A 12,321-nucleotide genomic window follows, 5' to 3' on the forward strand; every position below is an offset into this window, starting at 1 on the left:
CGCCGCGCGGGACCCGCTGGCTGACCGCCTTCGCGACCGGGGCCATCGCCATGACGGCCCTGCCCGCGATCGCGGTGCTCGTCGGCGCGCTCATCGTCGGGGCGTCCATCAGCGACGCTGCGACCCTGGCCGACGCGGCCGGGCGGGCCGCCCTGGCCACCCCGCTCGCGGTCGTGGCAGCCGGGCTGGTCTACGCGCTGCTGGTGCTCAGCTCCGTTCGGCTGCTCGGTGTGGGCCTGCGGGAGGGGTACTACCCTGTGCGCAGCCGGATCGGCTGGCAGGTCTGGATGACCGAGCGAATCCTCGACGGCGCCCGAACGCTCCTGTTCCCGATCTACGCGAGCCTGGTCACCCCGATCTGGCTGCGCCTGCTCGGCGCTAAGGTGGGCGCCGGCGTGGAAGCCTCCACCGTGCTTCTCATCCCCGCCCTGACGACCATCGCCCCGGCCGCGTTTCTCGCCGACGACACCATGGTCGCCTGCTATGAACTCGGCGGCGGCTGGCTGCACATCGGGCCGGCCAAGATCGGCCGCCGGGCGTTCCTCGGCAACAGCGGCATGGCGGGTGCGGGCCGCACGGTGCCGCGCAACGGGCTCGTCGCGGTGCTCTCCTCCACGCCGCGCAAGGCGAAACGCGGGTCGTCCTGGCTGGGCAACCCGCCCGAACGGCTGCGCCGCACGGTGACGGATGTCGACGAGGCCCGCACCTTCCACCCACCGGCCCGGCTCGTCACCTGGCGGGCGCTGTGGGAGATGCTCCGGATCATCCCGGTCATCGTCACGGTCCTGATCGCCCTCGGCGTGCTCGTCGCCCTTGATGCGCTCTGGCTCACGATCGGCCTGGGGTGGACGATCGTGCTCTCGGGTCTGGTGCTGCTGGCCGCGGGGGCCGTCGCCGCCCTGGTGACCACGGCCGCGAAGTGGTTGCTGGTGGGCCGGATCGACGCTACGGAACATCCGCTCTGGTCGTCGTTCATCTGGCGCAACGAGGTGTCGGACAGCTTCGTCGAGATGGTCGCCCGACCCTGGTTCGCGGCGAAGGCGGCCGGCACGCCGGCGCTCGCCGTGTGGCTTCGCACTCTCGGCGCGCACATCGGGTACGGCGTGTGGTGCGAGACCTACTGGCTGCCGGAGGCGGACCTGGTGAGCATCAAAGACGGTGCGACCGTGAACCGGGGCTGCGTGGTGCAGACGCACCTGTTCCACGACCGCATCATGCAATTGGACCGGGTCACCCTGGCGGCGGGCGCCACGCTCGGGCCGCACAGCGTGATTCTGCCGGCGGCCGACATCGAGGAGGGCGCCACTGTGGGGCCTGCCTCGCTGGTGATGCGCGGGGAACGCGTGCCGGCCGGGTCGGTGTGGTCGGGCAACCCCATTTCGCCGTGGCGCAGTCTGCCATGGCAGACTTGACGCCCACCATGCCTCGCACCCCACCGCCCTCAGGCCCCGCTCAGAGCCCGGCCAAGCGCCTCACCCCGCTGCCGCCCAGATCCGCGCTCGGCCCGGCCGGCGTTCGAGGGGCCGCTCCCACCCACGGCGCCGCCACCGCGGGCGACCCGTACCTGCCGGGCAACGGAAACGGCGGTTACCTCGCCCTGCACTACGACCTGAACCTCGACTACCGGGTGACCACCAACCAGTTGCGGGCCACAGCCACCGTGCAGGCCCGGGCATCGATGAGGCTGGACCGGTTCAGCCTCGACTTCGATGGTCTCACTGTGGACCGGGTCACCGTCGACGGGGTGCGGGCGTTGAAGGTGAGCCAGAGCGCGCGCAAGCTCACCATCACGGTGGTGGCGACGATCGAGGCCGGGGCTCTGTTCGAGGTGATCGTGCGGTATCGCGGCGCGCCGCATCCGTTGAAGAGCATCTGGGGCGAGGTCGGCTGGGAGGAACTCGACGACGGCGTGCTCGTGGCCGGCCAGCCGACCGGGTCGGCGTCGTGGTTCCCCTGCAACGACCACCCCAGCAACAAGGCCTCGTTCCGCATCCGGGTCAGCTGCGAGGACCCCTACACGGTCGTGGCGAACGGTACGCTGATCGCGCGCACGACGCGGTCTGGCCGCACCAGCTGGACCTACGAGGTGAAGGAGCCGATGGCTACTTACCTGGCCACGGTGCTGATCGGCCGTTACCGGCGCACCGACGCCGCCGCCGCCCCGGTGGCCCAACGCATCTTCTTCCCGGCAAACCTCGCCCGCGAGGTGGCGGTGGACTTCGCCCGACTTCCGGAGATGATCTCCCTCTTCGCCGACCGCTTCGGTCCCTACCCGTTCGACGCCTACTCGGTCGTTGTCACCGACGACGAGCTGGAGATCCCGCTCGAGGCCCACGGCCTCGCCATTTTCGGTCGCAACCACGTCGACGGTGCGCACGGCAGCGACCGGCTGATCGCCCACGAACTGGCCCACCAGTGGTTCGGCAACAGCCTGACCGTCGTGCGGTGGCAGGACATCTGGCTGCACGAGGGGTTCGCCTGCTACGCCGAGTGGCTGTGGGCGGAGGCCGGCGGTGGACCAACGGCCGATGCGAGTGCCGCCGTGCACCGGACCGAGATCGAGGCCCTGCCGCGGGACATCGTCGTCGGCGAACCGGGGCCGCACGACATGTTCGACGACCGGGTCTACAAGCGCGGCGCCCTGGCCCTGCACGCGGTGCGCCGGTCGCTCGGCGACGACGCCTTCTTCGGCGCCGTGCGCGCCTACACGCGGGCGCGCCGTCACGGTTCCATCACTACCGAGGACCTTGTGGAGTTCCTTTCCGTGCACACCGATAGCGGTGAAATTCGCCGGATCGTCGACCGCTGGATCTATCGGAGCGCCCTGCCCAAGCTCTAGGCGAGGTTGGCTGGTCCAGCCGACCGACCCTCCCGCCCGGCGTCGAACCGATACGACGGAGATTCTCTCGAATGAGAGTCATTTTCCGGTTTTTGAGCCCCTTTCGGCCAGAATCTCCGTCGAATTCGTTCGGGGCGGAGTGCTGTACGGCGGTCTCGGACTCAACCGGCTAGGCCGGACCATTCAGGTGGTGACGGATGTCCGCATTCGACACGATATGCACGGTCGGTCCGTCCGCGGCGCGCCTGCCCTCGCCGAGAACGGCCACCGTGCCGACTAGCACCGTGCCGACGAACGCCGTGCCCACGTACTCGGCACCCATGAGCGCCGCGCCCGGGTCGAAGTCGCGAAGCCCAATCGCGTCGACGTCAACGTCAACGTCGGCTCCGCGCCAGGCGTCGAGGCGCGGCGAGCCCCGGCCGCCGCCGCCCGGCAACGAGACGGTCAGGTTGCGCGGGTCCACTCGGAGCCCGTCGCCCGTGCACTTCAGCACCGCCTCCTTCGCGGTCCACAACCGGGCCCGCGCGCGTGCGGTTTCGGCGGCGCCCGCGGCGGCGCCCGCGGTGGGGGCCGACAGCCTGGCCAGGGCGGTGAGCTCCGCCTGCCCGAGCGCGACCGCATCGAACCCGGCCCGGGAGACGTCCGCGACGCTCTCGATGTCCACCCCGACCGGGCCGAGGAAGGTCAGGGCGAACGCGACGCACCCGACGGCGCGACTGAGGCTGACGTGCAGCGGGCGGGTCCCCGTCCCGGCCCCGGGCGACACCGCCACCAGCGGCCGGCCGTGGTCCCGGCCGCCGCAGTGCGGACAGTCTCGCTCGATGCGCACGAGGCGCGAATCAACGCCGAGCGCCCAGGCAGCCGCGGCCGCCAGGAACCGCCGGTCGTCGGCATCCGTGGACCCGCGGGGAGCGACGACGATGAAGACGTCGCCGGCTCGCTCAGGGTTCACGACCCCCAACCTATCTTCCCCGCGCGTGCCCGGTCAGTGCGTGTGCCCGGTCAGTGCGCGAGCCCGCTCAGCGGGCGGCCCGTCCGGTGCGACACTGGTAGCTGTTAGCTAAGGAGAGCGCGCGTGGCACTGATCGACAACGCTGTATATGTGAAGGGCCGCCGGGCCGCGAACCCGACGACGCTCGACGAGACCTATGAGGTGATGAAGGCCCACCAGGGCTTCGCCTGGATCGGGATGTACCGGCCCTCACCCGACGAGGTGCGCTCGGTCGCGGCCGAATTCAGCCTGCACCACCTCTCGGTCGAAGACGCGCTGAAGGGCCACCAGCGGGCGAAGCTGGAACGCTTCGACGACATCCTCTTCGTCGTGCTGCGTCCGGCCCGCTATCTCGACCAGGAAGAACGCGTCGAGTTCGGCGAGCTGCACGTTTTCGTGGGCCCGGACTTCGTGGCCACCATTCGCCACGCCGAGTCGCCCGACCTCGCGCAGGTGCGCGAGCGCATGGAGAAGACGCCGGAGCTGCTGGCCCTCGGGCCGGAGGCCGTGCTCTACGCCATCCTCGACCAGATCGTCGACGAGTATGGGCCGGTCGTCGCCGGGTTGGAGAACGACATCGACGAGATCGAGGACCAGCTCTTCGACGGCGATCAGGCCGTCGCCCGGCGCATCTACGACCTCTCCCGCGAGGTCATCGAGTTCCAGCGTGCGACGCAGCCGCTCGTGGGCATGCTGGAGTCGTTGCAGAAGGGCTTCACCACCTACAACGTCCCCGCGGAGCTCAGCCACCACCTGCGTGACGTGCTCGACCACACCCTTCGGGTTGTCGAGCGCGGCGATGCGTTCCGCCAACTCCTCGACAATGCCCTCACTGTGCACAGCACCCTTGTGACCCAGCGCCAGAACGAGGAGACCCGGCGGTTGTCCGAGACCAGCCTCGTCCAGAGCGAAGAGGTCAAGAAGATCTCGAGCTGGGCGGCCATCCTCTTCGCGCCCACGCTCGTGGGCACCATCTACGGCATGAACTTCACCCACATGCCCGAGCTCACCTGGGTGTTCGGCTACCCGTTCGCACTCGCCCTCATGCTCGCGATGGGCGTCGGCCTCTACGGCGTCTTCAAGAAGAACGGATGGCTGTAGCCGGCGCCGGCTGGGCAGCACGCCAGGCATCGACCTCGGCAGTCAGGGCCGCCTTCTCCCCGTTCGTCAGGAACGACGCCTCGATCCCGTTCCGGGCGAGCAGGGCCAGCCGGTCCGGTCCCAGGCCGAACTCCGCATCGACCGCGGCCAGGTTGTCGTCGATGTAGCCGCCGAAGTAGGCCGGGTCGTCGGAGTTGATGCAGGCGAGCAGCCCGCGGTCGAGCATCCGCACGATGGGGTGGTCGGCGAGGGTGTCGATCACGCGCAGTCGCACATTCGAGAACGGGCAGACCGTGAGCGGGATGCGGTCCCGCACAAGCCGGTCAAGCAGCACCTCGTCTTCCAGGCTGCGGATGCCGTGGTCGACGCGTTCCACCCCGAGCAGGTCGAGGGCCTGCCAGACGTAGTCGGGCGGTCCTTCCTCGCCCGCATGCGCCACCAGGCGCAAACCGTTCTCGCGGGCCAGAGCGAAGACCTCGGTGAAGAGCTCCGGGGGATAGCCGACCTCGGCCGAGTCCAGCCCGATGCCATCGATCGGCACCCCACCGGCGAGAATCTCTCGCAGGATCTGCAGGGCCTCGGCGGGTGGACGGTCCCGGAGGAACGTCACGATCAGCTTCGTGCTGATGCTCCACTCGTCGACCGACCGGTCCAGGGCGTCGCGCACCCCCGCCAGGGCGGTGACCAGCGGGACGCCCCGGCTCGTGTGCGCCTGCGGGTCGAAGAAGAGCTCCGCGTGCCGCACCCCGGCCGTGCGGGCGCGTGCCAGGTAGGCGCGGGTCAGGTCGGTGAAGTCGATCCGTTCGCGCAGCACGTCCAGGGCGCGGTAGTAGAGGTTCAGGAACGACTGCAGGTCGGCGAAGTCGTACTGGGCGCGCAGCTCCGCCAACGACGCCCACGGCAGAGTCACCGCGTTCCGCGCGGCCAGCTCGAAGAGCAGCTCCGGTTCGAGGGTTCCCTCGATGTGCAGGTGGAGTTCGACGAGGGGGAGTTTCATTGCACCATTCTCGCCGAGGCGAGCCGAATCGCTGACGGCCGCACGCGCATCCGGAAGCCCCGTTTTGAGACAATTCGGGGCTGAATCCGCGCAATTCCGGGCCGCCTGCCGCGGAATCGGAGGGATTTGGCTTATGGTGTCGAGTGTGTGGCGCCTCGATAAGAAACTAGATGACGACGGCATCCTGACGGAGATTCAGGATGCTCCGCCCACCGACCCGCACGATTCCGCGGCTCCGCACGCGGTCAGCTTGGGCGATCCGTCCCTCACCGTGGGCAATGTGGCCGACCCGGTCTGGCAGCGCTGGCGCGACGAACTCGCCGAAGTGGGCGGGCGTTCCCCGCTGCTGCACTTCAGCGACGGACCCCGCACGCGGATCGAACTGAGCGCCACCCATCCGGGCGGTCTGCCCCAGTTCATCACCGGCAAGACGGCTCTGCTCTCCAACCTGATCCGCGACGAGCTGGCACTGCGCAACGCGCGGCTGGCGGCCGGCGAGATCACCCAGAAGGGCATCGAACTGCGCTCCATGCGCGGCATCGAATCGGTTCACCTGGCCATCGGCCTCGCCGAGTGGCGCCACAACGATGTGGACTACAGCGCTCCCGTGCTGCTGCGCCCCCTCGCCATCCGCCGCTACGGCCGCGATTTCGAACTCAAGCTCAAGGGCCAGCCGTTCCTCAACCCGGAACTGGCCCGCGCGCTGAAGGACCAGTTCGAGATCGTTCTGGATGCGGATGCGTTCGTGGCGTTGGCCGTCACCAACGGCGCCTTCAAACCGCAGCCCGTGATCGACCGGTTGCGCGGCCTCACCTCGCACCTGCCCTGGTTCAACGTGGTACCGCGCCTCGTGGCCTCCGTGTTCGCCGACGTCGGCCGCGCTCTCGCCGCCGATGCGGCCAACCTAGACCATCCGCTGCTCGACGCGATCGGTGGCAACACCAACGCCCGGCGCGCCATCGAGACCGCCTACAACCCGGTCGTCCCGCTCGGCCAGGATTCCCGGCCACCGGCCACCGACATCCTTCTGCTTGACGCGGACTCCGAGCAGGAGAACGTCGTCGCGCAGATCGCGGCCGGCAACTCGCTCGTCGTGAAAACCCTTCCCGGCACCGGCGGCACGCAGACGATTGTGAACGCGATCGGCTCGCTTATCGCTCAGCACAAGCGCGTGCTCGTCGTCAGCGCCCGCCGTTCCAGCCTCGACGGTATCGCGCACCGCTTGGTGCAGGTCGGGCTGCCCGGGGTCGCCGTGACCCCGCGCACCCTGCGACGGGACCTGATCCAGGCGATCACCCGCAACGAGAAGGCCACCCAGCCCATGGTCGGCGACGTCGACGACGCGCTTGTGCGCCTGCGCAAGGTGCTACTCGACTACCGGTCGGCGCTCACCCGCCGCGACCCGGCGCTCGGGGTGTCCCTTCTCGACGCCCTCGGAGAGTTGGCACGCCTCGCGCAGCTGCCCTCACCTCCTTCGACCACGGCCAGGCTCGACCGGCGCGCGCTCGAACGCCTGGCGCAGGGTCGGCCGGCCGCCGCCGCCACCCTGATCAAGGCGGCTGCACTCGGTGAATTCCGCTACGGACCGGGCGACTCGCCCTGGTACGGAGCCTCCTTCTCCTCCACCGCGGACGCCTCGGCGGCGCACCAGTTGGCCAAACGGGTCAACCAGATCGAACTCCCACGCCTGCTCGAGCGTGCCGCCGGACTCGTCGGCCAGACCCGACTGCGACCGTTCGAGACCATCGCCGAGCTCGGCGTCTACCTGCGGCTGCTGCTCGACATCCGGGAGACGCTCGACAAGTTCCAGCCGGCCGTCTTCGACCGGTCCCTGACCGAATTGATCTCCGCGACCGCGTCCCGCCGGGAGTCGCCCGAGATGACCGGCGCGAACCGTCGCCGTCTGCGCAAGCTCGCTGTGGAATACCTGCGCCCCGGCGTGCACGTGAGCGACATGAACGAGAGCCTGCGCCGCATCCAGCAGCAGCGCACCCTGTGGCAGCGCTTCGTAGTCGCCGGCGTCACCCCCGAGGTGCCCGTGGGCATCTCGGATGTGCACGTGGCCTACCAGCGCGTCTCGGAAGACCTCGCGAGCCTCGACGTTCCGCTCGGAGCGGCCGGAACCACGCGTCAGCTGTCGAACCGCCCGGTGAAGGAGCTCATCTACACGATCTCCGGCCTGGCCGCCGAGAGCGAGGTGCTGGCGAACCTACATGAGCGCACCGCGCTGCTCGCTACCCTGCGCGAACACAATCTCGACCCGCTGATGACCGACCTGGCCCAGCGCCACGTGTCCGAGAGAGACGTCGCCGACGAGCTCGAACTCGCCTGGTGGCAGTCCGTGCTCGAGACCATGCTCAGCGGCGACAAGGCCCTCCTGAACGCCAACACGCAGGTTCTCGACCGGCTCGAGGCCGACTTCCGCCTGGTCGACGAGGCGCACGCCTCGACCACCGGGCAGCTCCTCGCCTGGCTGCTCGCCGAGACCTGGAAGATCGGCGTCGTCGACTGGCCCGAAGAGGCCGACAACCTCAGGCGCCTGCTGCGCGCCGACCGGGCCACCCCCACCCGCCTGCACAAGGCCGCCCCGCACCTGGGCCGCGTGCTCGCCCCGGTCTGGCTGGCCTCGCCCTACGAGGTGGCGGCACTCGCCGACCAGATGAGCTTCGACACCGTCCTGCTCGTCGACGCCGGCGCCACCACTCTGGCCGAGAACGTCGGCGCCATCCGTCGCGGCCGGCAGATCGTCGCGTTCGGCGACCCGGTCACGCAGACACCGTCGTCGTTCGAGACCGGCATCACGGCCGCCGCCGACGACCGCGTCGAGCAGGAGACCAACGTCGACGCCCTGCACGCCGACTCGGCCCTGGCCCGCCTCGGCGAGCTGCTGCCGACCCTCACCCTGACCCGCAGCTACCGCGCTGGCGGCGAAGACCTCGCGGAACTCGTCAACCACCGTTTCTACGGCGGGCGCATCGACTCCCTGCCCTGGGCGGGCAGCTACCTCGGGCACGGCAGCCTCACCATCAACTACGTGGCCGGCGGGCACGGCATGCCCGACGCCGACTCCGGGGCCGTGGAAAGCGTCGACGCCGAGGTGGCCAAGGTCGTCGAACTCGTCATGGACCACGCCGTCAAGCGCCCGAAGGAATCACTCATGGTCATCACGGCCAGCGCGCGGCACTCCGTGCGTGTGCACCAGGCCGTGCTGTCCGCCTTCTCCAAGCGTACCGACCTCTCCGACTTCATCCTGAAAGACCGGGCCGAGCCATTCACTGTGCTCACCCTCGAGCAGGCCGTGGCGCAGAGCCGCGACCGGGTGATCTTCTCCATCGGCTACGGCCGCACCCCGCACGGCCGTCTCCTGACGAACTTCGGTTCGCTCGGTGAACCGGGCGGCGAGCGGCTGCTTGCCATCGGCATGACCCGGGCCCGCCGGGCCATGGACATCGTTTCCTGCTTCCGCCCCTCCGACATCGACGAGGATCGCCAGCGCCACGGCATCCTCGCGCTCTCCCAGGTGCTCAGCGAGACCGAGGCGCGCCGCAACGAGGCCCAGGTTCCCGACGCGAGCGAGGCGATGCTGGTCGACCTGGCCCGCCGCCTGGAACGCCTTGGCCTCACCGTGTCGCTCGGCCACCGCGGCAAGCTGGCCCTCGCCGGCTCGCACGCGGGCCGTGCCGTCGTCGTCGAAACGGATGCCGTCGTCGGCCGGTCGAGCTTGCGCGAGTCCCTGAGGCTCCGCCCCGAAGTGCTGCGCCGCCTCGGCTGGCACTACCTGCGGGTGCATAGCTTCGAACTCTTCAGCAACCCGGACGCGGTGGCCGCCCGCGTGGCGGCACTCGTCGGCCTGTCGGTGCCGCCGGCGGCTGCCGGATCCTCCGCGCATGGCTCGGCCGCGCCTGGTACGACGGGGCGTGGTTCGACGGCGCCCGGTTCGTCGGGGCGTGGTTCGACGGGGCCTGGTTCGTCCGGTCCGGTGCGCCGACCCGGTGCCTGAGCGCGACGCACCCGAGCGGGATGGTCTCGACAAGCTCGACCACCGGGATAAGGTCGGCCACCGGGACGCATCCGTCGTTCCCCGGCAGTCCGTCGTCAAATCGGCCGGCACGTCCCGGCGTGCTCGGCTGACGCCCGCGCCCGACACCGACCCCGATCCGCACCCACCGGTTCTGCGCGAGGAGGGCGGCATCGTGCCCGCCGATCCCGCCGGACCGGGCACCCGCGGCGTCAACGACGAACGGCTCCGTCAGGACCGCCCGCCGCACTGGTAGCCGAAGGGACGGAGTCGGTGACTGCCGTGGATGAGTGAGGCCGCATCGTCGTGGGCGATGGGCCCGCCGAGCCCGCGTGTGTGTGTGTGTGTGTGTGTGTGTGTGTGTGGCTAACTCAGGACATCCGTCGGCCGCATTCACCAGCCGCCGCGGAGCAGTGCGGAACCGGCGCGGAGCAGTGCGGAACCGGCGCGGATGCCCGACCCGGCCGGACGGATCTCCTGAGTTGGCCACAACGCCTGCCCGCTGTGCAGCAGCGCTTGTGCCGCTCGGTATCCACCACGCGCTCCGCCCGCGGCCCGAACGAATTCGACGGAGATTCTGCCCGTATCGTCCGGAAACAGGCCGAAATCCCGCTCAAACGTCAGAATCTCCGTCGAATTGGTTCGACCCCGGACACGCCCTTCCGCCTGTACTGAGCAGCGTCAACGGGGGCCGGTCAGAATTGGCTTGCCGGGAGCGATAACCAATCGATGAGGCCTCACTCATCTAGAGCGTGTGCTTCGGACCCTGGTCGAGTGTCGCGCCGGCGGCCAGCAGGTCCCGGATCTCGGTCAGGAGGTCGAGTTCCGTTGTGGGGGCGGCGGCATCGGCGGTGGAGGGAATTCCGGCTGCACGGCGACGCTCCTGCGTGTGCTTGAGGTGGTTGAGCGGCATCACGAAGACGAAATAGACGACGGCCGCGACCAGCAGGAAGTTGATGGCCGCGGCGAGGACGAGACCGAACGACAGGCCGCCCCCGCCGGGAAGGCCGATGACCATTGCCTCCGTCAGGCTCTCCGAGTCGAAGATCGCCGCGATCAGCGGGTTGAAGATGCCCGTGACGATCGCGCTGACCACCCCGGTGAACGCCGCGCCGATGACCACGGCGACAGCAAGCTCAATGACGTTGCCGCGCATGATGAATTCTTTGAAGCCCTGGATCATGGTGATACTCCGGTGAGGTCTCGGCGCCGGGACAGGCGAGTGGTGTGCTGAGGTGCTGAGGTGCTGAGGTGCTGAGGTGCTGAGGCGGTGAGGTGCTGGGGGCTAGGAGGCCTTCGCGGCGGACGCGGGCGTGTTGCTGGTGCTGGTGCTTGCGACTTTCGTCGGGCCGGAGCTGTCTTTCGCGGGGGCCGCGGACTTCTCGCTGGAGGAGCCGGAACCGGTGCCGGAGCCGGAATCGCCCGACTTCGCGTCTGAGCTCTTATCTGACTTTTTGTCTGGGGTCTTCGACGAGCGCTCGAGCGAGCGCTTCGCATCCGATCGGGCGTCGTTGCTGTAAAAGCCGGAACCGCTGAAGGTCACGCCGATCGACGAGAAGACCTTGCGCAGCTTGCCGCCACAGGTCGGGCACGTGGTGAGCGAGCTGTCGGTGAATGCTTGCTGGATGTCGAACGCGGTGTCGCACTCGGTGCAGCGGTAGGAATAGGTAGGCACTGGAACTCCGATGGGGGACCGGCCCGTGGGCCGGAATCTCCGATTATGAAATGGCTTTCGTTGAACAGGAAGTAGGGGGAGTGCCGATCAGAACGCGATGATGCGCGTGGGGGTGACCAGGCCGTCGACCGGCTGGTCGTGAACCTCACGGGGCACCTCGTCGACGAATTCGTTGTCGAAGACGACGGCATACACCGGCGGGCACTTCTCCATCGAGCCTAGGGTCTTGTCGTAGTAGCCGCGACCCCAGCCCATGCGCAGGCCGGTCGCATCGACGGCGGCGGCCGGCACGATGATGAGGTCAACGTCGTTGATCGCGATCGGGCCCAGCAGGCTGCCGCCTGCCTCGGGCGCGCCCGAGAGACCCTCGAATTCGGTCTGGTCCTCGCCGACGGTCCAGTCGAGGAGTCCGTCATCGCGGGACACCGGAAACAGCACCCGGATGCCCTGGGCCTCCGCCCAGTTCACGAACGGGCGGGTGTCCGGTTCGTTGCGGGAGGACAGGTAGCAGGAGATGGACCGGGCCGACAGATCCAGAGTGATGCTCTGCAGATTCTGAGTGAATCCGGCCGTCGCGGCCTCCCGCTCGACCGAGGTCAGGTTCTGGCGGCGCTCCCGCAGCTCGGCGCGAAGCGCGCGCTTTCGGTGACCGATAACGGAATCCATATATCTCATCCTAGATGCCGATATCGTAGGGACC

General features: G+C 69.2%; 10 protein-coding genes. 5 read left to right on the top strand and 5 right to left on the bottom strand.

All coding sequences use genetic code 11. From position 1 onward, the window contains the following. A partial coding sequence (locus tag E3T34_RS05455) for a Pls/PosA family non-ribosomal peptide synthetase (RefSeq protein ID WP_370327267.1) occupies positions 1 to 1,412 on the top strand: 1,412 nt, incomplete at its 5' end. A gap of 8 nt (positions 1,413 to 1,420) precedes the next feature. Continuing rightward, the gene (locus E3T34_RS05460) at positions 1,421 to 2,839 is read left to right on the top strand and encodes a M1 family metallopeptidase (RefSeq protein WP_134342414.1); all 1,419 of its coding nucleotides are present in this window, start codon (positions 1,421 to 1,423) and stop codon (positions 2,837 to 2,839) included. 169 nt (positions 2,840 to 3,008) lie between these two features. Here the strand turns inward: E3T34_RS05460 and E3T34_RS05465 are convergent, their stop codons facing one another. Continuing rightward, complete coding sequence (locus E3T34_RS05465) at positions 3,009 to 3,791, bottom strand: 4'-phosphopantetheinyl transferase superfamily protein (protein ID WP_166785839.1); 783 nt, start codon at positions 3,789 to 3,791, stop codon at positions 3,009 to 3,011. A gap of 123 nt (positions 3,792 to 3,914) precedes the next feature. Here E3T34_RS05465 and E3T34_RS05470 point away from each other — a divergent pair, with 123 nt between their 5' ends. Next, positions 3,915 to 4,931 (top strand): magnesium and cobalt transport protein CorA, encoded by a 1,017-nt coding sequence (locus tag E3T34_RS05470; RefSeq protein WP_104099581.1) that lies wholly within the window; start codon positions 3,915 to 3,917, stop codon positions 4,929 to 4,931. Here E3T34_RS05470 and E3T34_RS05475 read toward each other — a convergent pair. Continuing rightward, entirely contained in the window at positions 4,909 to 5,928 is a 1,020-nt protein-coding gene (locus tag E3T34_RS05475; protein WP_134342416.1) for an adenosine deaminase, read from the bottom strand. The two genes, E3T34_RS05470 and E3T34_RS05475, sit on opposite strands and share 23 nt — an antisense overlap. Before the next feature lie 133 nt (positions 5,929 to 6,061). On the opposite strand from E3T34_RS05475, the gene E3T34_RS05480 reads away from it, so the two are divergent. Both E3T34_RS05480 and E3T34_RS05485 read left to right on the top strand, forming a co-directional pair. Further along, a complete protein-coding gene (locus E3T34_RS05480) occupies positions 6,062 to 9,928 on the top strand; it encodes an AAA family ATPase (protein ID WP_241977346.1) in 3,867 nt (1,288 codons plus the stop codon). Next, entirely contained in the window at positions 9,921 to 10,202 is a 282-nt protein-coding gene (locus E3T34_RS05485; protein WP_134342417.1) for a hypothetical protein, read from the top strand. The genes E3T34_RS05480 and E3T34_RS05485 overlap by 8 nt, the downstream gene beginning before the upstream one ends. Positions 10,203 to 10,691: 489 nt before the next feature. Here E3T34_RS05485 and mscL read toward each other — a convergent pair whose 3' ends face one another. From mscL to E3T34_RS05500, 3 genes are all read right to left on the bottom strand, one after another. After that, positions 10,692 to 11,129 (bottom strand): large conductance mechanosensitive channel protein MscL, encoded by a 438-nt coding sequence (gene mscL, locus E3T34_RS05490; RefSeq protein ID WP_104099578.1) that lies wholly within the window; start codon positions 11,127 to 11,129, stop codon positions 10,692 to 10,694. A 102-nt stretch (positions 11,130 to 11,231) separates the two neighbouring features. Continuing rightward, positions 11,232 to 11,621 carry an FmdB family zinc ribbon protein gene (locus E3T34_RS05495; RefSeq protein ID WP_104099577.1) on the bottom strand — a complete coding sequence of 130 codons (390 nt, stop codon included), beginning with the start codon at positions 11,619 to 11,621 and terminating at the stop codon, positions 11,232 to 11,234. A gap of 87 nt (positions 11,622 to 11,708) precedes the next feature. After that, positions 11,709 to 12,287, bottom strand: coding sequence for a 5-formyltetrahydrofolate cyclo-ligase (locus tag E3T34_RS05500; protein WP_104099576.1), 579 nt, complete (start codon positions 12,285 to 12,287; stop codon positions 11,709 to 11,711). Between the last annotated feature and the right edge of the window lie 34 nt (positions 12,288 to 12,321).

It is taken from the genome of Cryobacterium sp. TMT1-62, assembly GCF_004403145.1.
Classification (GTDB): domain Bacteria; phylum Actinomycetota; class Actinomycetes; order Actinomycetales; family Microbacteriaceae; genus Cryobacterium; species Cryobacterium sandaracinum.

What these genes read in the sequence shown, in the direction of transcription:
- E3T34_RS05460 (WP_134342414.1), top strand. Translation starts at nt 1,421, where the DNA reads ATGCCTCGCACCCCACCGCCCTCAGGCCCCGCTCAGAGCCCGGCCAAG.
- E3T34_RS05500 (WP_104099576.1), bottom strand. Translation starts at nt 12,287, where the DNA reads ATGGATTCCGTTATCGGTCACCGAAAGCGCGCGCTTCGCGCCGAGCTG.
- E3T34_RS05475 (WP_134342416.1), bottom strand. Translation starts at nt 5,928, where the DNA reads ATGAAACTCCCCCTCGTCGAACTCCACCTGCACATCGAGGGAACCCTC.
- E3T34_RS05480 (WP_241977346.1), top strand. Translation starts at nt 6,062, where the DNA reads ATGGTGTCGAGTGTGTGGCGCCTCGATAAGAAACTAGATGACGACGGC.
- mscL (WP_104099578.1), bottom strand. Translation starts at nt 11,129, where the DNA reads ATGATCCAGGGCTTCAAAGAATTCATCATGCGCGGCAACGTCATTGAG.